The organism is uncultured Tateyamaria sp. (assembly GCF_947494755.1).
GTDB lineage: Bacteria > Pseudomonadota > Alphaproteobacteria > Rhodobacterales > Rhodobacteraceae > Tateyamaria.
In genome coordinates this window covers 94,530-118,645 of sequence record NZ_CANLVZ010000009.1, presented here as the reverse complement: position 1 = coordinate 118,645, position 24,116 = coordinate 94,530, and the positions used below count along the sequence as shown (strand labels likewise).

The 24,116-nt window shown below is 59.8% G+C and carries 12 protein-coding genes; 10 read left to right on the top strand and 2 right to left on the bottom strand.

The genetic code is table 11. The features are described from left to right. Window positions 1-33 precede the first annotated feature (33 nt). The 10 genes from Q0908_RS12675 (at window position 34) to Q0908_RS12630 (ending at window position 20,837) form a co-directional block, all read left to right on the top strand. A complete protein-coding gene (locus Q0908_RS12675) occupies window positions 34-10,554 on the top strand; it encodes a hypothetical protein (protein WP_299284797.1) in 10,521 nt (3,506 codons plus the stop codon). A gap of 611 nt (window positions 10,555-11,165) precedes the next feature. Beyond that, complete coding sequence (locus Q0908_RS12670) at window positions 11,166-12,257, top strand: LacI family DNA-binding transcriptional regulator (protein ID WP_299284794.1); 1,092 nt, start codon at window positions 11,166-11,168, stop codon at window positions 12,255-12,257. Then, window positions 12,254-13,516 (top strand): extracellular solute-binding protein, encoded by a 1,263-nt coding sequence (locus Q0908_RS12665; protein ID WP_299284791.1) that lies wholly within the window; start codon window positions 12,254-12,256, stop codon window positions 13,514-13,516. The genes Q0908_RS12670 and Q0908_RS12665 overlap by 4 nt, the downstream gene beginning before the upstream one ends. Before the next feature lie 60 nt (window positions 13,517-13,576). After that, window positions 13,577-14,644, top strand: coding sequence for a sugar ABC transporter permease (locus tag Q0908_RS12660; protein WP_299284788.1), 1,068 nt, complete (start codon window positions 13,577-13,579; stop codon window positions 14,642-14,644). A 1-nt stretch (window position 14,645) separates the two neighbouring features. Next, complete coding sequence (locus tag Q0908_RS12655) at window positions 14,646-15,524, top strand: carbohydrate ABC transporter permease (protein ID WP_299284785.1); 879 nt, start codon at window positions 14,646-14,648, stop codon at window positions 15,522-15,524. Window positions 15,525-15,528: 4 nt separating this feature from the next. Continuing rightward, entirely contained in the window at window positions 15,529-16,518 is a 990-nt protein-coding gene (locus Q0908_RS12650; RefSeq protein ID WP_299284782.1) for a levansucrase, read from the top strand. Between the two features lie 3 nt (window positions 16,519-16,521). Further along, the gene (ugpC, locus tag Q0908_RS12645; RefSeq protein ID WP_299284779.1) at window positions 16,522-17,592 is read left to right on the top strand and encodes a sn-glycerol-3-phosphate ABC transporter ATP-binding protein UgpC; all 1,071 of its coding nucleotides are present in this window, start codon (window positions 16,522-16,524) and stop codon (window positions 17,590-17,592) included. Continuing rightward, the gene (locus Q0908_RS12640; protein ID WP_299284776.1) at window positions 17,589-18,662 is read left to right on the top strand and encodes an NAD(P)-dependent oxidoreductase; all 1,074 of its coding nucleotides are present in this window, start codon (window positions 17,589-17,591) and stop codon (window positions 18,660-18,662) included. The genes ugpC and Q0908_RS12640 overlap by 4 nt, the downstream gene beginning before the upstream one ends. 174 nt (window positions 18,663-18,836) lie before the next feature. After that, entirely contained in the window at window positions 18,837-19,268 is a 432-nt protein-coding gene (locus Q0908_RS12635) for a universal stress protein (RefSeq protein WP_299284773.1), read from the top strand. Window positions 19,269-19,280: 12 nt separating this feature from the next. Then, complete coding sequence (locus Q0908_RS12630; protein ID WP_299284770.1) at window positions 19,281-20,837, top strand: alanine/glycine:cation symporter family protein; 1,557 nt, start codon at window positions 19,281-19,283, stop codon at window positions 20,835-20,837. A gap of 68 nt (window positions 20,838-20,905) precedes the next feature. On the opposite strand, the gene Q0908_RS12625 is transcribed toward Q0908_RS12630, so the two are convergent. Then, window positions 20,906-22,549, bottom strand: a complete 1,644-nt coding sequence (locus tag Q0908_RS12625) for an alpha-glucosidase (protein WP_299284767.1) — start codon at window positions 22,547-22,549, stop codon at window positions 20,906-20,908. A gap of 108 nt (window positions 22,550-22,657) precedes the next feature. Further along, window positions 22,658-24,007, bottom strand: coding sequence for an ABC transporter substrate-binding protein (locus Q0908_RS12620; protein WP_299284764.1), 1,350 nt, complete (start codon window positions 24,005-24,007; stop codon window positions 22,658-22,660). Window positions 24,008-24,116 lie beyond the last annotated feature (109 nt).

Genomic DNA, 24,116 nt, shown 5'->3' with positions numbered 1-24,116 from the left:
CACGACACTTCTCGCAACAACAGGAGCGTGGCCATGCCCAACGATGTCTCGGTGAACTTCAATGTCGACCCGAATACTGACCTGAATGGGCAAACCCTCCCGAACGTCCCGCTTGAAGGGGCCGCGCCGCCGCCTCCGCCTGCGCGTACCCATGTCGCAACCAATGGTGATCTGACAGCCGGGGACAGTTTGGTGTCAGCCAACGGGCGCTACACCGCGACGTTTCAGGCGGACGGCAATCTGGTGGTCACTGATACCACGAAATCCGGATCCGACGCGGTTCTGTGGGACAGCGGCACCGACGGAGACGCCGCCGGTGGGACATTCCGAATTCAAGGGGACGGCAATCTCGTAATCCTCAGTCAAGGAGGCGATGTCGAATGGTCATCGCGCACTGACCCCAAGGGTGAGATGGCGGCGCGCGACTACGAACTTGTGCTCGAGGACAACGGAGCGTTGACATTGGTGGATAGCCTTGTGCGGACCCCGCTGTGGTCATCGGGCAATCGGCTTAGCCGGGCGGACCGGATTGCGGATGACTGGAACGACACGCAGGCGTTGGAATATATCGCGACCTATCCCGACCTGATGAACGCCCTGGGCGCAGACGATGATGCCGCGCGTAATCATTTCGAGAACAACGGGCTTGGCGAAAACCGGGTGCCCGCCTTTTCCGCCCAATCCTATCTGGAGGCGAATGCCGATCTGGTCGAGGCCTTTGGAACGGACACTGAAAAGGCGGCGGAACACTGGATCAACATAGGCCGTCACGAAGGACGCCCCCTCGCGCCCGGCGCAGCCGCCGAAGTTCCCGTACCCCGTTTCGTGTTTCGCGATGACAACCGGAACGGTCACGGCGTTATCGTGATCGACGACGATATGGTCATCGAAGATGTCTGGATCGACAATCGCGGTGCCTATTCCAGTACGGGGCAGGGCACCGTTTTGCTTGACGATGGGCGGGAATTTCAGGTGTTGCGCGAAGGGGGGGCGGGCTATCCCGAAACGCTGATCGGGTCCGAGGCATCCTGGTCCAACCTGGAAGCCAACCAATACCTGGACAGCGAAAACGGCCGCTACCGCGCCCTATTCCAGTTCGACGGCAATCTGGTGATTTATGACCTGCAGGCCGAAGGTGGACCCCAACCGATCTGGGATACCGGCACGGGCGGAGACGCGGTGCAAGGCACGCTTGCGATCCAGGCTGATGGCAATCTGGTCATTTACGAGAACGGGCCGACCCTGCCCGAGAACGCGGTCTGGTCAAGCCGCACCAACCATAATGACGGTGAGGCATTTCGCGAGTTCAAGCTGACACTCAGCGATGACGGGGCCCTGGCCTTGGTGGACGTGGAAAACAACACCGTCCTGTGGACCAGCGATGAGGGGCGTGAAACCCGCGCCGCAGGCATCCCACGCCCTGACCCAATCACTGCACGCCCCAATGATGAGCCGCTGGACGCCAGCGCAACTGCCCCCTTGCTGATCGACAATCTGCCCTTTGACCTCGAAATCCCCGAGGGTGCCGTCCCGGGCGACTATGAGAATGCGATGATGCAGATGCTCACCTGGCTCAGTTCGGGTTTCATCTCCAACACGCAATTTGAAACCTGGGCCAACGATTTGACGATCATGGCCGGTCTGGAACAGGTATTGGCCAATGGCGGTGGGCGCCTCGATATCGCCACGGCCCCCGAGTTGGAGCTGCGCGCAATCGGCAATCAATCCTTTGCCGAGATCGAAGCTAACCTCGCCCGCGATTTCGATCTGGCCACCGGGCCGGACGCAGCGCAGCTTGCGGCGGTCAACCAGTTGGCCCGCGGTGATGATGCGTCATTTATGGAAATCCTGCTGACCTGGACGATGATCAAACACCCTGCGGTGAGCGTGCGTTTCGACCCGGGTGATGGGCGTGGTGGATCGGTCGATGTGCGCGTCGATGGGGGCGATGAAACGCCCTTTACGGCCTGGATCGACGAACGGATCGATTCCGACAATATCGGCAGTTTTCTAAGCGATATCAGGGTTCCGCGTGAAGGAAACGGGCGTGGCAATCGCACCCGCCTCTTGCTGGAACGCGATGACGGTGACTATCTCAGCACCGCTATCAGGGTTGCTCCCAATCTGGACCGCACCTTTGATGTCGTGGGGGAGGAGGGCCGCGATCAGGTCCTGTCTGTGCTTGGCCTGACCGAGGAGTTTGCCCCCGACCGACGCCGCAACACGCCAGGACTTGTGACAGATAGCGGCCAGAATCTGGGCTACGGCTACAACCTTGATCAAAACAAGCGCGAGTCGTTCTTCAATGACTTCGGCAGCGGGCTGGCCCGCTCGGCCATTGACACCTTCGCCCCGGACGCGGTTGCGGGCACGACAACCACCTTCCTGATCAACGCGCAGAATGAAAACGTCGATAACGTATCGAACTTGGGCAACCTGACGGTGATCGAAGAGGGCGGTTCCGGCAACAGGATCATCAGCGGGGCGGGTGATCTGAACTACGTGACCACCGGCGCAACTGGCGGCATCCTGCGGCCCGGCAGCGGGTCCATTCAGGTGGTGGCTGACGACAGCACACGGCTGCGTATCGAAGACGTCGTATCCAGTTCGGAAAACGCGTCGATCGTCAGCTATAGCGGCGAGACGAACCAAAGCTTCCAGTTCACCGATGACGGCGAAAACATCGTGCTGTTCGGGCCCGGCGACACCTACGGGTTCTCGCTGCAAGGCAATGGCGAAATCCGGGTCGAATTGCAGGCCGGTGCGAATGTCACGGGCAGCACGTTTTTCTTTGACGATACCGACGGAACCTTTGTGGCCAACAACGGCTCGACGCTGAGCTACAGCGCGATTTTCGGGGGCGACGGCGAGGACAGCCTGACGTTTAACGGAGAGGCTGTGGGCAACATCATCCGGCCCGGTGATGACAATGACTATATCGAGGTCGGCCCTGATTTTCGCGGCGATTTCAGCCTTGAGGACAGTGCCGCCTCATGGATGTGGGCCAACGGGGACGAGATCTACGAAAACGATGTCGTCGTTCTGAACCAGCCGCGCATGGATGCCCGCCTTGTCGGTGAAGGTTGGACGATGATCGATGGCGACAAGCTGGTCGCCTATGATGAAGACGGCAGTATCCTTGCCCAGATTAACCTGACGGGCGATGCCGACAACCTCGAGTCCATCTATGTGTCGGATGGAGAGGGTGGGATCACCACCTTGCAGTCCATCCCGCCCGAAGTGCGGACCAAGCTGGCGGCGCTTGGCTTTATCAGCTCGGTATTGATGATTGTTGGCGCGTTTTTCCCACCTGCGGCCATCGCGGGCGCGGTGACGAAGTTTGTCTATGATGCGGCCAATGACAACCTGTCGTTTCAGAACGCACTGCTTACGGCAGCCTCGGTTGCGTCGGCAGGGGGTGGATTGTCCGGAAGTGGACAAACGCTTGCACCCAAATGGGTGGCCCCTGCGCTGCGCGGCACTGCGGCTGCCATTGATGGGGATTGGGAAAACTTCACCCAAAACCTGTTCCTGACGGCGGCCGGGCTTGAGGCGCAAGGCCTTGCCGGATTGGACACCCTGCCACTTGATTTTGCGAAGCTTTCGGACTCGGTCGAGGCCGGGATCATGATTGTAGATGGGTTGGAATCCGGCTCCGCATTCGAGATCGCCGAAGGGGTGTTCCTGCTTGGCGCGTCCGTGTCCAGCGACGGGACGCAACAGCTGCTTCTGGGCGGGGCGGACGCCGCGCGGATCGGGGCCGCAATCGAAAGCGGTGAGTTGTCGGGCATCTTGACAGCCACCGCAGGGTTCCTGACCACCCAAGGGCTGTTCACACAAGCGCCTGAGTTCATTGAGAACACGCCGCTGCTGAACCCCAGCAACGTCAATCTTCCCGCCGCGTTGTTCACGGGTGCGTCGGTCATCATCGACTTTTCGGATGCGGTCAACAACGGGGACGGGGTCGGCAACGCCCTGCTCGAAGCTTTCCCCGGCGCGCTTCAAACCATCGAAGGCTTTACCGGCAGCAATCCGGTGCAGGTGTTCTTCAACAACCTCGACGGCGAAGTCGAAGGGCGCAATCCCTTCAATCAGAATGAGCGGTTGATCATCGTTTACGAAGACGGTGCAGAAGGGGCCGCGCGGGTGCCGATTGCGCTGCTCGACCGTCATGGCACTGATACAGGACGGATCGAATTGGCCGATAACGGATCCTACAACTACTACATCCGCGATGATGAAGGCGTCGAAAACTTCGCGTTCAACCACAACCCGGCCACCGATGATACGTCCCAAGAACGCGCGCTGACGCCGGAAGAGGCAAATCCGGTCGACCCGATCATCCTGCCGGAACAAACGGGGCAATTGCAGGCTTCACTTGATCTGTCTCAGACACTCGGAAACGTCGATACCAGTCAAGGGCCTCTTAGCGCCGAGGTGCTGTCGACGCTTACACCGGGTCAACGCGCGCTTTATTCTGCTATTGTCGGCAAATACAGCTTGGCCGGGCAACAAGAGCAACTGCTCTACGCTGATGTTTTCACCCAACTCAACGAAATGACCCAGGACGAGGTCAACGACTTCGTGCGGGACGTGTTCGTTTTGGCCGAGGCCGAAGGACTGCGGACGCTGACTGGCGAGCAGCGGGATGTCGATGGGGATGGATTTGTCGTCACCGGGTTCTTGGCAGAGATGTGGGATTATGCCGGTGGTGGACCCGTCAGCGAAAAATTACAAAACGCGCTCAGCACAGTTTTTGACGAAGGCGATGCGAACGTTTCCGCACTCACGAGTTTCCATATCGATGACTTTGAACTCGACTCCGATGCGCCCCTTCCGGAGGTTCTCGAAATTGTATTCAACAAGGATTTCATCGTTTCCCCGGATGTGCTGCAGAATGCAGGTTTCATCGAAAGGCTTGTCGCCGCGACGGACAATCCCGAATTGCAGGCAGAGTTTCAAAACGGGCAGCTCATCAATCTCATTCTATCGGACGAAGATTTCTTGCTTCGTTGGGATGACATTCAGACGCGGGTTGGCGAGTTTGTCGATCCCGTTGCGTTGTTCGAAAACGGAGAGGCCTACCAGACAGGCCTGCTCAATGCAGACTTGGCTGGAATTCGGGCGCTGGCGCAGCTTGACCCCAACTCGACGGAATTTAGAACTCAGGTCGGGCTGATGATCGGGAACGTTGCGGTTGGTTCGGTATCAACTTTCATCCAGTCTGTCTTGGCGGATCCAACCAAATTCCTGACCGATGCGGCAATCGATATGGTTTTTGAAGCGCTCTTCCCACCGGCCGAATTGATCGAATTGGGATTTGTCGCATCCCAGATTGCAGAAGGCGTTGCTGCTATCAGCGATGGCAAGGTACGGTTGGACGCGGCCACGACGCCCGAAGAAATCGAAGAAGCATTATTGTTCGTCCGAGGTGGCACCCAGATCGTGACTGACCAACTGGCCAGTTTTGTGGGCAGCAGCGCCGTCACGGGTGCCGTCACCAACGCGCCGATCAACAACTCTGCACTGGACAGGCTCGGCGCGCTGGATCCGGCCAGAGTGAATGACGTGGCTGCTCGGGTTCAGACCAATCCAGATGGCTCTGTGACGTTCAACGATGACGGCTTTGTTCCGCCCCAAGCCACCCCTGAGAATACCGCGCCTGACATCGCGCCCGATCCGATAACAGAAACGCCTGCTCCCGAGACACCTCCCGCTGAAATCGAAGCCGTCACCGTCGCAGGCGTTGATGGATCCGTTGCCACCACCGAAGACGGCCAAAGTTTCAGCTACACCGGTGACGATGGCGTCTTGCGCAGCGTATCGCTTGATACCGATACACCGGTCGATACCCAAATTACCGCTCTTTTGGTCAACAATCAGCTTGAAGGGCGCACTGTCGGGGGCAACCCGCTGACATTCTTTGACAACACCGCAATTGAAATCGTCGAGACCGATGGCACTTTGTTTGCCCGCCGTGATGTCGGCGACGGGACGTTCGTGAGCGCGCCTCTGGACACATCCGACCCGATTGCGGCCAACGCACAAGCCCGGGCCGAATATGAAGCGGGCGGCTTCCTCGGACTTGATGCCCCGGACACCACCTTCCAGCGTCCATTGGGAGACAGCTTTTCGGTGAACTATCTCAGCCCTACTGAGACGGGTCTTGGCAGTTTCTCGATCAACTATACCATCTTTGGCGAGGTGCGGACGGTCCAGCTGACCGGCACCACCAACCTCAACGACGCGATGGCGGCAGCCGAAGCGGAACTGGCAGCCGGCACATTGCCCGGTCTCAGCAATACGCCGAGCGTCCCCAATGACACGGCCAATCCGACCGATCCGACCACGCCTCCGGAGTCAAACAACCCAGACACGACCCCGGTCGAGACACCGGAAACGCCGCCCGACATAACAGAGCCAGCGCTGACCGACCCAACGACGCCAGAGCCGATCACAACAGAGCCCATCGGTGCCGAAGACAACACCGTCGAGAACAGCCTACCTGAAGTGACGGTGCCTGATGAGACGTTGCCGGACACCACACCGACCGACACAGATGTCGCCCCGGAAAATCCCGATAGCGTTCCAGAACCTGGCACCGACCCGATCGACGTCGCCGATCCGGTCGACCCGATCCTGCCGACGCCCGATCCGGACATATCGCCGGATCCAATAACAGAGCCGGATATACCCACATTCGTCCCACCTGACCTGTCCTTTGACGGGAATGACACACGGCTTGGCCAGGAACTTGGACGGCCTTTGTCGTCGCTGGAACAAGAGTTGATCGATATCGGAATTGATCCGACGGACATCACATCGCTGACGCCTTATCCCGATATCACCGGATCTTTGGACCCATCCGCAAACGAACCGACAAACTGGCTGCCCAGTCACATCGGAGCAGATCAGGTGGCCGAACTCAACCAATGGCTGGCGGATGCTGGCGTGACGCCGAGCGAAGTCCGTTTCACGCCCATGGTTGTCGGCTTCACACCTGATCCGCAGTTCACGAGCGAAAGCATCATCGTCTCCCAAGCGCTGCAAGGCGCGCTTGAGGATGCAAACGGGCGCGGTGCCAGCCTTAAATTCGGACCAGTCTTTGGAAACCTTGCCAATGCGCGTGGCGAAATGGCCGAGGGGGTCGATCCGAATTTCGCGGCCTTTGGCGTGCTGCGCAACAGCGACACGCCGGTTGAATTCGTGAACCGCAACGGCGAGACCGTCAGCGCAATCCCCTCTGAGCAACCAACGCTGACCACACCGCTGCTGGTGCGACGCTACATCGGGCACCAAGGGCGGCTGCAAGACCGGGTCGCCGGGCAAGAGCTGGTGGCACAGGCTGATGGTACCTCGATTGCCAGCGTGCGCCCCACGATCAACATCGGCGGGACCGAGGTTGGACTGTCCCAACTCAACGGTGTGTTCAACGAAGACGGCACCTTCAGGCTGGGGTCGATCACACATCCAGACAGCAGCGCGCTGGACCAGATCATGCCGGAACTTGATCGGCAATTCACGAACTTGCAGCGGGCCGAAACCACACAGGAGTTCCTGGATGGGGTTGCCGATTTTTCATGGCTGTTGTTCCAGTCGGTGCCGCTTGCACGTGGCACGGCCGCGGTGGGACACTGGATGGTCGATGGGCTGTTGCGCTCGCGCGGGCTTGACTATGACAGCCTCGCGCCGGGTGTCTCCCTTGACCTCGAGGCGCTGTTGTCCACGCAACAGGATTACCGCGACAACTTTTCAAACTTCTTTCAGGGTGGCCAATTCCCGAGCAACCAGAATTTTGGTACTTCCTCCACGCCTCCTACGGACGGCACGACCCCGCCCAATTCCAGCCTCGCCGACGATGTGCGTTCCGACCTTGGGATCGAACCCACAGATATCAGCAGCCAGCGCGATATCTCTGGCGAGACACTAGCGATGCTGGAAGAGAACGGCGACCTCCCCCCGGTGCAGGGTGACAACTTCACGTATCGTCTGCAGTCCACGATCATCGACAGCGGCACGCAGAACCGCAGCCTGAACGCGATCGGGATTGAAATCGAAGGGGTTGCGCAGGATGGCACTCAAGTCACGACGGCGCGTGACTTTACCGGTGAGCTTTATGATTTCGACAACACCCATGATGTGATCGGGCACGCTGCCCTGTTCATCGGGGTGGATTTCCAGCGCAGCGACGGATCGGCCCCCGCGCTTGACGGTTTCGCAAGCGAGGAACTGGCAGCCGCCCTGCAACTGTCGCTGGATCAGTTACAGGCCGATGGCACACTGCCGGGCGAGGGCGGCCTTGCCGTGGGTGTGCAGCAGTTTCTGAACAACGCTCGCTCCACCAATGTCGGCAATTTCGGGGGCAATCCGCGCATACAGGCGCTCACCGACTTCTATGTGGACGCGTTCAGCAGCTCGCCCGAAGGGCTTGATCTGGCCCAAACCCTGAATGCCAATCGGGTCGCCGCCGCCTCTTATCTGGCCGACGCAGGTGCTCAGGATCTTGGCACCCCTCCGGCAGAGCCTTTGGTTTTGTCGTTGACCCCGGCGCAGTCCGAACTGTATCTGCGCACCGCCTATGAAGGGTTCAGCGCGATTGACCCCGACGGCGTGACACAGGCCGATATTGACGTGTTTGGCGATCTTGTGACCGCAGGCGTCGCGCAGTCGGACATCACCCAATCCCTAGATGCAGACGCGGACGGCGTCCTTGATGTCACGGACACGAGTGAGACGCCCGACACATCGATCAGCGCGGTTGCAGAGCCTGACTCCGTGCAATTCATCCGAGAGGCGAGTTCGTTCTTTCCTGACCCGGATGCGGTGAACACTGCGATCACCGATTGGGGGACCTTCACCTCGCAAGCGATCCAAAGCGGCAACGGCGATTTGAACGCTGTATTGGCGGGGATTGAGCCGAGCGCGCAGGCGCTGGCGCAGACCGATTTGCCCCAGAACACTGATCTGGTCCAGAACTACGGCGTCGAACGCGCCCCCGGTGCGCGCACGACCCGCGTGACGCACCCGCTGTTTTCCGATGGGGTGCAGCCTACGCTGGATCACATCGCCTCGGATTGGGACAACGTGCTGGTCAATGGTGCCGCGCCCGATTTCGAAGCCAGCGCCTTGCCGCAGCAGATTGATCAAATCATCGCAGAGGGCGGCACCATCGAATACAGTTGGCAGGCGGTGGATGCAGACGGGGCGGCCTATCCCATTGCCACCACCCTCATCCGGCCTGTGACTGAAGGTTTTGCCAGCGATTTTCCCTTTGAAATGATCACTGTCTACATCGCATCCGAGGGGATGCTGGGGGCTGTCCGTGGCGACATGGCAAACCGGTGGGATGCGCTGTTGACCGAGCCTGCCGGCAGCGAACAGGCGATCGAAGGGCTGGCGTCGTTTCTTTACGACTATGGCAAGCTTTACTGGCACAAACACGGTGATGGCGAAATCGCACTGGGGTTGATGTCGGGCTATCTGGACGCCAAGGGCTTCAGCGTGCCCAACCTGAACCCCGGCAGTGATCTGAGCGCCTTGGCGTTCCAGACCGACCGCGAAGGGTTTATCGACGCGTTCTTTGACGGGACGATTTTTGAGAACCCGATCATGGTGCTGACCACTGAGGCTGGCATTGATCCCAACGCCATCGCGCCTGACACCGGCGCGCCCTTGGTGTCGTCGCTCGAACAGGACATCATAGACGCAGGGATCGAACCCACTGACATACAGTCCATCACCGGATATTATTATGAACTGGCCTACGGGCGAAACCGCCCCATTGTGGCCGCACTGAACAATCCCGAGAATTTCGCCACCCAGACAGGCACCGTCCAGGGTCAAACGGTTGAGTGGCTGGACGATCCGCGCGCGATTGCAACGGGCGAAAGCGGCGATGCGTTCGTGCCCGAATTGATCCCGGTCGAAGCGTTTCCGGGCGGGGCGCAAACCCTGCCGGATGATGGTGGCGGCTTTGGTGCGACCTTCGAGCCGCAGTATTTCGCTGTCATGCCCGCGTGGTATTTCCAAGGCGAGTTTCTGCAGCGCAGCTTTGGCGATGATCCGGATGGCAATATCTCCAACATCCTGCCGCCTTGGCACGACGCGTTCTCGCATCTGTTGATGACGGGCGACGAACAGTCCGACCTTATCGATGCCTACAACATGACCGACGTGGTGGATTACATCATTACGCAGTCATGGAATCGGGGCGGAGACAGCGCGGCACTGCGCGCGGAAATATATGCTGAATTGGCGTCCGGTGCGGCCCACCGTTCGACCATCAGCGATCAGGATCTGGCCGATTGGCAAGCCGAGAATGGCACAACATGGACCCCCGACACGGTCAGCGCCCCAATTGTCGATTTTGTGTATCAGCAGATCGAGCACAATTATCAGATCAACAAGGACGCGCGGCTGACGGGGCTTGGCGGGGTGCAGGGCTTTATTGCGGATCTGGCGACAAATCCCACTCAGTTCTGGTTCCAGCGGCCGACATCACTGCCGATCCTTCCCAACAAGGGTGACAACGAGGTCGATGCGCGCCCACGCTAGCGCAATCCGCGCGTCATGGGTGCCAAGACCGTGGTCGGGGGGATAACAGTCCAGCTCGAGGCTGGCAGCATTCCTTGGCGCGTTCCGGGTCTAGATGCGAAGTTTTTTGGCTTACTCACTCATCCGACACAATCGGGACTTACGCACGCCCAACCTGAAATAGAAGGAGTGACAGGTGCCTAATAGGGGCGCGTACCGTCGTTCTTCGCAGATTACATCTTCTCTGTCTTTTCCTGTGATGCCGCGGTTCAGGACGACATCCAAGGCAGGTGCCACATGCGCGCTAGGCAAAAACGGCCTCGAGGTGTTCCCGCTGGATGGGGCACAGGCACCGAAGGCGAGGTGGCGCCAATGTACGCCGTCAGGAACGTGAGGAGATAAAACGACCCTGAGGGTTTTGTGGTCGGATTTTTGATGCGCATCGAGGTGTCTTGAGGCCCTTCAGTTCTTGGCGTTCCATCTAAGAGCTTCGCACTTTCCTCGGACAAACCGGTCTTGACGATGATCAGAAAAGTTTTGACATCGCTATGACACCGAGGTCATGACATCGGTGTCATTTGGCGCGATCACGATTCTCTGCGTCATCCACATCAGCTTGGGAGGGCATTGCATTGGCGACGATCTACGATGTTGCACGGGTGTCAGGCGTCTCGCCCAAAACAGTGAGCCGCGTGATCAACGGCGATGCCGCCGTCAAGAAAGCGACCAAGGAAAAGGTCAACGCGGCCATTGGTCAGTTGGGCTACGTGCCCTCGACCGCGGCCCGGGCGATGCGCTCCAACCGGTCGGGGCTGGTGGGTCTGATCACCGGGGCCATTTCGTTGACGCCGAACCGGTCGGAGGCATCGGGCCTTCCAGATCTCTTTATCGTTCAGGGCGTCCAGAAAGCGATGGAGGCCAGCAAAAAGACGCTGCTGATTGCCGATACCGGCGGGCAGATGGACCGCGTACCCGAACTGATCCGTACCTTTGAAGAGCACCGTGTCGAAGGCATCCTTTACGTGGCCGATCACCACCAGAAAGTGACGCTGCCACCGGTCATGGGCTCGACCAAGCTGGTGCTGGCCAACTGCTATGACGATGTGGGCACGGCGGCTGTCCTGCCCAACGACTATCAGGGCCAATTCAGCCTTGTCACACAGCTGATCGCCAAGGGTCACCGCCGAATTGCCTACCTCGCGCTTTCGGCAAGCCACGATGCGACGATCCTGCGCACGAAGGGCTACCGCGATGCGATGGGTGCGGCAGGGATCGCCGCTGATCCCGCGCTTTATATCCCGTCTGACATCGTCGCTGACGACGCACAGGGCGAGGAACAGCTGCTCTGGGACGCCATCGAACGGGTGCTCAGTCTGTCTGAGCCGCCCACCGTCATCTGTTTCGGTAACGACCGCATGGCGATGCGCGCCTATGGCATTCTGCGCTCACGCGGGCTGGCCTTGCCGGATGATATGTCGATTGCGGGCTACGACAATTACCGGATGATCACCGAAACGCTCTACCCGTCCCTGACCTCCGTCGATCTGCCCTACCACGCGATTGGCATTCGCGCGACGCAGATCCTGCTGGACGCAATCGGGGGCGGCACCGACATGCCCGATAGCCCGGTTCTGGTCAGCGGACAGGTGCATCACCGCGCATCGGTGCGCGACATTCCGACACCCATCACCAAACTTTCGTCAATAGGGAGGACGATCACATGAAACTGAGAGCAACTCTGGCAGTGGCCCTGTTGGGCACGACTTGCTTTACCACCGTGGCGTCAGCGCAGACCGATGTGCCGATGTGGTACCACGGCGCGGGCAACCGGGGCGAGGCGGATACGCTGAACCGGATTGTGACAGATTTCAACGCCGCGCAGGACGAATGGAACATCGTTGTCGAAAGCTTTCCGCAGGACAGTTACAATGACTCTGTCGTGGCCGCCGCCCTTGCTGGTGATCTGCCCTGCATCATTGACGTCGACGGCCCTGTCATGCCGAACTGGGCGTGGTCGGGCTACATGCAGCCGCTCGACATTGACGAAAGCCTGATTGCTGACTTCCTGCCCGGCACCAAGGGCATCTGGAATGGTGAGCTCTATTCCATCGGGTTGTGGGACGCGGCCGTTGCGATCTATGCGCGCCAGTCGGATCTGGACGCCTGGGGTTTGCGCACCCCGACCTTGGACGCACCCTGGACCCGCGACGAATTCATGGGGGCGCTTGATGCGGCCAAAGCGTCAGGCAAGTACGAATTCGCATTCGATCCGGGCATGGCCTGGACCGGGGAATGGTACCCGTATGCCTTCAGCCCGCTGCTGCAATCTTTCGGTGGCGACATCATCGACCGTGACACCTATGCATCCGCCGAAGGGGTGCTGAACGGCGAAGCCGCCATCGCATTTGGCGAGTGGTGGCAGGCGCTGTTCGCCGGTGGGTATGCGCCCGGCACCAGCCAGGATCCCGCGGACCGCGATGCGGGCTTTATCGACGGCAAATATGCGTTCACCTGGAACGGCAACTGGGCGGCGGCCACGACCCTCGAAGGTGTGGAGGACGTGGTCTTTCTGCCCGCGCCCGATTTCGGCAATGGCAACACAATCGGGGCCGCCTCATGGCAGTTCGGGGTGTCATCCACCTGCGAAAATCCCGAAGGGGCAAATGCATGGATCGAATATGCGCTGCAAGATGAATACCTTGCCGCCTTTGCAACGACGACCGGTCTGATCCCCGCAACCCCCGGGGCGGCCGAGATGACGCAGACATATTCCGAGGGCGGCCCACTTGAGGTCTTCTTTGATCTGTCTGCGGAGCAGGCGCTCGTCCGCCCCGTGACGCCCGGCTATGTGGTCGCGGCCAAGGTCTTTGAAAAGGCGCTGGCCGATATCTCCAACGGTGCGGATGTGGCGGACACGCTGGATGCGGCCGTTGACGAGATCAACACCGATATCGAGCGGAACGACGGCTACGGCCACGAGTGATCCTCCCCGTCGGGGGACCGTTCCGGCGGGCCCCCGGCACCTTTGCGAAGGCGAAAACCGATGGCATCGAAACTCACCACCTCCAATCGCGCAGGTTGGGCCTTTGCCTTGCCGGGCTTCGGTCTGCTGGCACTGTTTATCGTGGTGCCGTTTTTTTTCGCCTTCTACCTGTCACTGACCAACCAACGGCTGATCTCACCCAATCCGACCGAGTTTGTCGGGCTCGAGAATTACCGCAGCCTGTTGGCCATCAGCGTGCTCAGGATTGAGCCCACGCGCGATGATAAAGGTGCCGTGATCCGGGATGCGGACGGCAATGCCCAACATCCCCGCGTGCGCACGTATACCCGCAACAACCCGGACTATCCGCAATATGCCGGAATGCGCGAATGGTTCCGTTGGAACAGTGGCGATGTGGCCAAGGTCGTCGTGGCCTCGGACGTGGTCTTTTGGAAGTCCCTGCGCAACACCTTCATGTTCGTGCTGGTGGTCGCGCCGGTGCAAGGCGGACTGGCGCTGTGCCTCGCGCTGCTGATCAACCAGCGCCTGCGGGGCATCAACGTATATCGGGCGATCTATTTCATGCCAGTTGTGGTCTCAATCGTGGTGGTCTCGCTGTTGTGGCGCTTCCTTTACGCCGAACAGGGGCTGTTCAACGCGATCCTGCAAACGCTCAGTTTCGGCATGGTCGAGGGGCGCGATTGGTTGGGGGATCCCCATACCGCGCTTGGGGCGATCAAGGCAATGTCGATCTGGCAGGCGGTCGGCTTTCACATGGTGATCTGGCTGGCCGGGCTGCAAACAATCTCGCCCACACTGTACGAGGCGGCGTCCATCGAAGGGGCCAGCAAGTGGCAGACGTTCCGCTATGTCACGTGGCCGGGCCTGCGCAACACCGCCGTTCTGGTGCTGATCGTGATCACGATGCAGGCCTTTGCGCTCTTTGCGCAGATCGACGTGATGACCAATGGTGGCCCTCTCGACAGCACCACAACGCTCGTCTTTCAAGCGGTCGAACGGGGCTATGGCAAGCAGGACATTTCGGGTGGGGCAACGATCTCGGTCCTGCTGTTCCTCATCGTGCTCGCGATCAGCCTGACGCAGCGATATCTCACGAGGGAGCGTTAGCATGGCCGTCATTTCCGCTGACAACCACGGGCTGCGTCTGGCGACACGCTACGTGGTGCTGACGCTGATCGCGGTGATCTTCGTCTTCCCGTTGGTCTTCATGGTGGTCTCTAGCTTCAAGCCGGACCTGCAACTGCTGCGTGACACATCCAGCATCCGCGCGTTTCTGCCTGTCGGCGATATCAGCCTGAACAACTACGCAGACGCCTTTGCGCGCGCGCCGGTGGGGCTGTTCGTTTTTAACTCGGTGCTCGTCACCGGGGTCACGGTGCTGCTGGCGCTGCTGCTGTGTTCGCTGGCAGCATTTTCATTCGTGTTCCTGCAATGGCGGGGGCGCGATCTGCTGCTGTCGATCATCATCGCCACGCTTATCGTGCCCTTCGAGACGATCGCGATCCCGTTGTTGTTGCTGGTGTCCAAGCTGCCGTGGATCGGGTTTGACGGCCTCTCGATCGGTTGGCTCAACACCTACCGCGTGCAGATCATCCCGTGGATCGCGGACGGGCTGACGATCTTTCTGTTTGTGCAATTCTTCAAGGACCTGCCGCGTGACCTGATCGAAGCGGCGCGCGTGGAGGGGGCAAGCTGGTGGCAGATCTACACCAAGGTGGTGATGCCGCTCTCGGGTCCGGTCATTGCCACGGCCGCCATCCTGAAATTCCTTGTGATGTACAATCAGTACCTCTGGCCGCTGATCGTAGTACAGGCCGAAGACTACCGGCCCGTCATGGTCGGCCTGCAATATTTCTTCCAGCTCAACACCGCATGGGGCGAGGTCATGGCCTATCTGACCGTGATCACCATGCCTGTGCTGGCGTTCTATCTTGTCCTGCAACGTGCGTTCATCGCGTCGATTGCCTCAACCGGCGTGAAAGGCTGACGCAATGGTTATCGCCCTCAAAGATCAGTTCATCTGGGACAGCTGGTATGTCCGGGACGGGGATGTCTGGCACGGGTATTTCCTCAAGGCACCGCGCTCGATAGGTGACCCGGAGTTGCGTCATTTCAACGTAAGCTATGGCCACGCGACCAGCACCGACCTGACAAACTGGACGCATCTGGGCACCACGTTCGCGCCAAGCACAGGACCCGCCTGGGACGACTACACCACTTGGACAGGATCGACCGTGCGCGGCGATGACGGACTTTGGCATCTTTATTATACCGGGGCCAGCAAGGCCGAAGAGGGGCTCTATCAGCGGATCGGGCACGCAACGTCGACCGATCTGCACAATTGGACGCGGGTGGGCGATGGTTTGATCCTCGACATGACGGGGCCGGCCGCGGACCTTTATGAAAAGGATCACGCGGCGATCTGGCATGACCGGGCGATGCGCGACCCTTGGGTGATGCGCGACCCCGACGGCCCTGGGTGGTTGATGTATTTCACGGCCCGCGCCGCAGGGGTGACGGAACCCAACGAGGGTGGCTGCATCGGCTTTGCCACATCGCCGGACGGCTACGAGTGGAGGCTGCAACCACCGGTTTTCACCGGCGGTTATGGCCAGCTTGAGGTGCCGCAGGTGTTTGAGGTGGAGGGCAAGTGGTACTGCCTGTTCTGCACCGCAGCCGAACACTTCTCCAAAGATCGGGCAGAGGCGACACCGGGTGGCCCCGTCTCGGGCAATCACTATCTGATTGGGGACAGCCCGCGAGGCCCATGGCAGGTAGCACCCGACTTTCTCGACGGGGATTTGCCCTGTCGCCGCTATGCCGCCCGGATCGTCGACACCGGTCAGGGCCTCGTCATTCTCGGATTTGCGGACCGTCCCGATGGCGTCGAGTTCATCGGGCATGTGATGGACCCCGAACCAGTAGAGATCACCCCGGAGCGCTATTTGCGCCTCTCCCCCTCTCTGAAAGCGGCGGAATAAATCATGGCTCGGGTCAAATTGCGCGACATTCGAAAAAGCTTTGGCCAAGTCGAAGTCATCAAGGGCGTGGACATCGACATTGAGGATGGCGAGTTCGTTGTCTTCGTCGGCCCCTCGGGGTGCGGCAAGTCGACTTTGCTGCGGATGATCGCAGGGCTTGAGGATATCACCTCGGGCACGCTCGAGATCGACGGCGTCCGGGTCAACGATTTTGAACCCTCCAAGCGCGGCATCGCGATGGTGTTTCAGACCTATGCGATTTTCCCGCACATGACGGTACGCGAAAACGTGGCGTTCGGGCTGACGGTCAACAAGGCCAGCAAGGCCGAAAAGGCGCAAAAGGTGGCGGCCGCGGCGAAAATTCTGCAGATGGAGCACCTGCTTGACCGCCGCCCCTCAGAGCTTTCGGGAGGGCAGCGCCAACGCGTCGCCATCGGGCGGGCCATTGTGCGCGACCCCAAGGTGTTCCTGTTCGACGAACCGCTGTCGAACCTGGATGCCGCTTTGCGCATGGACATGCGAATGGAGATCGGCAAATTGCATCAGGACTTGGGGGCGTCCATGATCTACGTCACGCACGATCAGGTAGAGGCGATGACACTGGCCGACAAAATCGTGGTTCTGAAAGACGGACAGGTCATGCAGGCCGGTGCGCCGATGGACCTGTATCACGAACCAGAAAATCTCTTTGTTGCCGGCTTTCTGGGCGCACCCTCGATGAACTTTCTTGATGTGACGGTCGAGGCGTTGGACGACACCACGGTCACCGTGCGCAATGCGTCGCTGGAACCTATTGCAGTGCCGCACAAGGGGCGCAGCTTTGTGGTGGGTCAAACCGCGACCCTTGGCATTCGTCCGCAATACCTGCACCCCGCGCCCCCCGGTGGCGGCAAGCTGCATGGAAAGGTCGTGTTGACCGAACGTTTGGGCAGTGAGACGGTCATTGATGTGGCCCTCGCCGACGGCACCAAGGTCATTGCAGCACTGGCTGAGGACAGCATCCAGACGCCAGGCACAGTGGTCGATATCGCATTCGATCCGGCGCAGGCGCATATTTTCCCGGAGACCAGATGACGAAACCGGTCCTGATCCTCGACCCTGACTGGCGGCGCATGGACGAGCTGTTCTCGCCCGCGACCCGCGCGGCCCTTTATGACATGTTCGAGGTGATCTGGGGGACGGAAGGGCCAATCCCCGACGATATCTATCGCGCAGCCCTGCCGCAGGCCGACGTCCTGATCGCCGCCACGCCGCGCGTGGATGCGGACACGCTCGCACAGGCACCAAAGCTGCGCGTTATCATCGAGGTGGCAGGGGCGTTCCCCGACACCATCGACTACGCAGCCTGTTTCGCCGCCGGGGTCGAGGTGCTGAGCTGCGCACCGGGTTTTCGACAGGCCGTCGCAGAGATGGGGCTTGCCATGGCCTTGTCCGGCGCGCGGGGGCTTGTGCAGGAGCATGAAGCCTTCCGGCAGGGGCGTGAAAACTGGCTGGCGGACAATCCGCAGACCGATTTCACGCTTTATGGTGGCGCTGTCGGCTTCGTCGGGTTTGGACAGATCGCGCAGGAACTCACCCGGCTTCTTGTCCCGTTCCGCCCTGTCATATCTGTCTACGATCCGTGGCTGCCCCAGGAGGTCGCGGATGAATTCGGTGTGACACTGGCCCCTCTGGAATCCGTTCTGCGGACATCACGCTGCGTGTTTGTGGCCGCCATCCCGACGTCCGAGAACCGGCACCTGCTGAATGCGGACAATCTGCCGCTGCTGGCTGACAACAGTCTTCTTGTTCTCCTCAGCCGCGCCCATCTGGTCGATTTCGATGCGCTGGTGGCTGAATTGCAGACAGGTCGCATCCGCGCCTGCGTGGACGTGTTCCCGAGCGAACCCGTGGGTGGCGACGACGCCATACGCCAGATCCCCGCAGTGATCCTTTCGCCGCACCGCGCAGCGGCGGTGGACAAGGGCCGCCAGCTTATCGGTGATCTGATACTCTCCGACTTGCACAACGTCAGGGCGGGCAACCAGAACCGCAACCTGCCAGTCGCCAAGCCCCAAAGCATCAAGCTGCTGTCGGGCATAGGTGACGCAAGCCAAGTGTCGAACATGGCGCGGTCGTTGCAGGCGGATGCCTCTGACGTCTAAGGTCCGCAACCGGCGAATAAATGCCGGATATGCCCCATTTTTCTGACCCCAAAACAAAACGTTGGGTTGAATTTCACTCTGTAGCGTACCGTCGGTCCCATGGGAGACGTGCAGGATCAATCGCTCCCCAACCAGAAAGCCTAGTCATAAGGCCAATTTATCAGGGACGAAAAAATGAAATTAGTTATTGGACTTGATGGTCAGAGTTCGGGGGAGAAAGCCCTTGAATTCGCGACCGGCGTCGCGGCGAACAGTGAAACCTGCGAGTTGATCGTTGTTTATGTGATCGAATGGTCGCCGTTTTCCTTTCAGACCGCCGAAGAGAATGCGCAACGCCATAAGCGGCGCGAAGAAGAGATATCAATCGCGATGGAACGGGTCGTCGAGCCGGCCGTCGCCACTTTGAAAAAGGCGGGGCATTCGGTGAAGGCGATTGTGCGCCATGGTGATGTTGCCGACACCATTGACGATATTGCCCATTCCGAAGGTGCCTCGCAGATCGTCGTGGCACGCTCCAGCGCCGGTGGGCTGACGTCACGCCTGTTTGGCAGTTCAACCGCAAATCTTGTGATGAACGCGCGCGTTCCCGTCACTGTCGTCGCATAAGGATCGGATCTGATGAGATACTTTCAATCACTTCTCTGGGCTTTTGTGGCCTATGTTGCCGTCTCACTACCTGCGTCGGCACAGGACGCCGCCGCGTCGCTTGATGCGCGCGTGAACGAGGCGTTTTCCAATGCGACCGGCTGGTTCGTCAACTTCATATTCATGTCGATCCCGGGCACGAGCTTTCCCTGGATCGTGATGTGGCTGGTGGTCGGTGCCACCGTCTTTACGATCTATTTTGCTGCGGTGCAGTTCCGTTTCTTTGGCCACGCCATCAGCTTGGTCAAGGGCGACTATTCCGACCCCGAAGATGCGGGTGAAGTGAGCCACTTTCAGGCCCTTGCCACGGCCCTGTCCGGCACTGTCGGTCTGGGCAATATCGCGGGGGTTGCGGTGGCCGTCGGCATTGGAGGGCCGGGCGCGACGTTCTGGATGATCCTGGCCGGTTTGCTGGGCATGGCGTCCAAGTTCACCGAATGCACCCTGGGTGTGAAATACCGCAACGAATACCCCGATGGGACCGTGTCCGGTGGCCCGATGTATTACATCTCCAAGGGGTTTGACGAGTTGGGCCTGCCCGGCGGCAAAATCCTTGCGGTGCTGTTTTCGGTGTTCTGTATCCTTGGGGCTTTGGGCGGCGGGAACATGTTCCAGGCCAATCAGGCGCATGCGCAGATCACCCAGATTACCGGAGAATTTCCCGGCTGGATCACGGGGCTTGTCTTTGCGGCGGTCGTCTTTGCCGTCATCGTGGGCGGGATCAAGTCCATCGCGCGGGTCACCGAAAAGATCGTGCCGTTCATGGGCATTCTTTACGTGGGGGCCGCGATCATCGTTCTGATCGTGAACTTTGACATGATCGGATGGGCCTTTGGCCAGATCTTTGCAGGTGCCTTCACCGGTCTTGGTGTGGCGGGCGGATTTGTTGGTGCGTTGATCCAAGGGTTCAAACGTGCGGCGTTCTCGAATGAGGCGGGCGTCGGCTCGGCGGCGATTGCGCACTCTGCGGTCAAGACCAAAGAGCCGATCACCGAAGGCTTCGTGTCCCTGCTGGAACCCCTGATCGACACGGTTGTGATCTGTACGATGACGGCGCTGGTCATCATTATCTCGCAACAACTGATCGTTGACGAGGCGACAGGCAACTACCTGCTGAACGAAGCGGGCACAGCCATCGCGACCGTGGATGGCAATGGCGGCGTGGCGCTGACCTCGGCGGCGTTCGGTTCCGCCATTGGATGGTTCCCGTTTGTGCTGGCCATCGCGGTGATCCTGTTCGCGTTCTCCACCATGATCTCGTGGTCCTACTATGGCCTCAAGGCGTGGACCTACCTTTTTGGCGAAGGCAAGACGACCGAGCTGATCTTCAAGGTCATCTTCTGCATCTTCATCGTGATCGGTGCGGCAGCCAGCCTTGGCCCGGTCATTGATTTCTCGGATGCGGCGATCTTTGCGATGGCGGTGGTCAACATCTTCTGCCTCTACTTCCTGATGAAAGTCGTGCGGGCCGAGCTGGCCTCCTACAGCGCACGCCTGAAATCAGGCGAGATCAGAAAGTTCAGCCACTAATGTCAAAGACCGGAACCAAACAAGAGGGCCGCACCTCGCTTGCGGCCCTTTTCCCTGTCCGGGCCGCCTTAATCCATCCCAAACACCACCGCCTGATAAGGAGCCAGCGTAATGGTGTCGGACACCGTGACTGGCGTATCCGTGTTGATCAGAACGGTGTGCGCATAGGCGTATAGCCCTGCGGGCGTTTTGATGCTGACCTCTTCATCGCTGAAATTTGCAAAGACAAAGAGCCGTTCACCCTCAAGCGCGCGCACATAGGCAAACACATCCGGGTGGTCCTGCTCGATCAAGTCAAAGGATCCGTCGCGCAGGGTCGCATAGGTTTTTCGCAAGGCGATCAGCTCGCGGTAGAAGGCAAATACACCGTCGGGGCGCTGCCTGTCGTCAGCGACGTTGATGTCGCGATAGTTCGGATTGACGTCGATCCAGGGCGTTCCACTGCTAAAACCAGCCGCGTCTGTCGCGTCCCACTGCATCGGGGTGCGGGCATTGTCGCGGCCATGCAGATTGGCACCCGCGATAAAGTCGGCATCTGACACGCCTGCGGCGCTGCGATCCTTGTACTGGCCAAGCGTCTCGATATCGCGGAACTGGTCGATCCGCTCATAGACCACATTGGTCATCCCGATCTCTTCACCCTGAAACAGGAACGGGGTGCCCTTCATCATGTACATCGCAACTGCCAGCATCTTGGCCGAGCGGGTGCGATAGCGCCCCTCGTCCCCGTAGTAGGACACGGGGCGGGGCAGGTCATGGTTGGACAAAAACAGTGAATTCCAACCGTCATCCGCCAACGCCGACTGCCAGTCGGCAAGGATGCGTTTGTGGGTCACAAGGTCAAAGCGGCTGGGACCAAACCGGCCCAGATCAGGGTCCCACGCCGCATGGATATGGTTGAAGCCGTGCATCATATCCAGCTCGCCGCGATCCCGGCCCGAATACTCAAGCGCATTTCTCGCAGTGACGGCACCCGATTCACCCACCGTCAGAACATCGCGGGACCCAAACGTCTCTTGGCGCATCTCCTGGATATAGCGATGCATGTCGGGGCCTTCGTAATAGTGGCGCGCATCCACGTCCTTGCCGATCAATTCTATGACATCCATACGGAACCCGCCAATGCCCCGGTCGAGCCACCAGTTCATCATGTCGTAGATCTCGCGCCGCAGGGCCGGATTTTGCCAGTTGAGGTCGGGTTGCTGGTGGCCAAACATCGCAAAATAGTACTTACCGACGTCCTCGACCCAGACCCATGCAGGCCCCCCAAAACACGAGCGCTGATCGTCTGGCGGGCCGCCATCAGGGGCGGCCTCGCGCCAATAGAAATAGTCGTGTTCGGCGCAATCCGTCGTGGCGCAGGCGGCCTTGAACCAGGGATGATCGGAGGAACAGTGGTTGATGACCAGATCCATGACGATCCGGATGTCGCGGGCACGAGCCTCGGCCACCAAGCGGTCAAAATCGTCCAGCGTTCCGAATTCGTGGGCTATGTCGTAATAGTCCGAAATGTCATAGCCGTTGTCGCGCATCGGCGAGCGATAGACTGGCGACAGCCAAATGAACCCGATGCCGAGATCGCGCAGATGATCCAGCTTTGAGATGATGCCCGGAATGTCGCCAATGCCATCGCCATTGCTGTCACAAAAGCTGCGGGGATAGATTTGATAACCTGTCGCGGCTTTCCACCACGGCGCGGGTGACTGTGTCATGGGGCACTCAACGAGGTCTGAGGAAAAAGGTGCACCCTGACCGGATGTTGGATCAAGGTCAGGGTGCGGGCGGTCTTCGGGAAATGACACCCAAAGACCGGGAGACTGTTACTTGAGGCTGTCCCAGCTGTCCTGGATATCGGAGGCGACCTCTTGCGCGGATTTCCCGCTCGCGTAGTCGACCATACCGGTCCAGAACGTGCCTGCGCCAACACCGCCGGGCATCAGGTCAGAGCCGTCAAAACGGAAGGTGGTCGCGTTGCGCAGAATTTCACCTTGGCCGCGTAGCGTGTCGTTATGGTAGGCCTCCAGATTTGCGCCCAGATGGGGCGTCAGGAAGGCCTGGGTTTCGATGGACATCCAGATCTCGTGTGCCAGCGGGAGTTTGAGGAACTCGATGAACCCACGGGTGACTTCGCTGTCATCCGTGATGGCCATCAGTGTTCCTGCGCCCAGAACAGGTTTTCCCAGATCAGCAGCTTCGTAGGAGGGCAGATAGAAGAAATCTGCGTCTTCACCCACCACAACATCCTCCGGGAAGAAGGCCGGGATGAACGAGGCCTGACGGTGCATGTAGCACTGCGGCGGGCTGCTGAACATTCCGTCGGGGCTGTCGCGGAAATCGGTAGAGGCGACCGCACTTGCCCCGCCTGCAACATAGTCGTCGTTGAGCGCGAAATGCCCGAACTCTTCGATGGCGGCGACAATACGCGGATCGGTGAAGGGGATCTCGTTCTTCACCCATTGGTCATAGACTTCGGGAGGCTGGGTGCGCAGCATCATATCCTCGACCCAATCCGTTGCGGGCCAGCCTGTCGCGCCGCCAGACCCGAGGCCAATGCACCACGGGGTGCCGCCATCGGCCACGATCTGATCGGTCAGCGCCTTCAGCTCTTCCATGCTTTCGGGGATCTCATAGCCCGCTTCTTCGAAGTCCTCGGGCACGTACCAGACCAGCGACTTGACGTTCACGCTGTATGCAAAGCTGTAAAAGCCCTCGACCTTGTCGCAGGATCCAAGGGCAACCCAGGATGGGCCGGCCGCATAGTTTTCGGCCATCCAGGCCGCGGTTTCATCACCAAGCGGGCTCAGGAACCCGCGCGCGGCGAGGTCGCAGGCGAGGCCAGGCTGCGGAAACACAGCGACGTTGGGGGGAGAGCCTGCGGCGGTGTCAATTAGGATCTGCTGTTCGAAACTGTCGGAGCCGGCTTGCGTGACCGAGGCCCCCGTGGCGGCTGCGAAATAGGCCAGCACAGCTTCTGCCGCGACGGCGTCGGGGCCAAGCCATGGGGACGCCATGGTGAGTGTCTGACCCGTGTAGTCATGTGCGGCTGCAAATTCTTCGTAGCTGTCCCAATCAAACACGCCTTCGCCAGGTGTCACGATCAAATGGCCGTCGGCGACCGCTCCGGTGGCAAGCAATGCCACGGCAGCCGTTGAAATGCCTAATCTCATCAAAAATCCTCCCAGATGTTCTGTGCGCGGCCGACCGGTAGGGGCACGCATGCAGTTCAGGGTAGTCAGTGGCAAAAGATTAGGGAAATATGTTTTGGCGCGACTATTATAG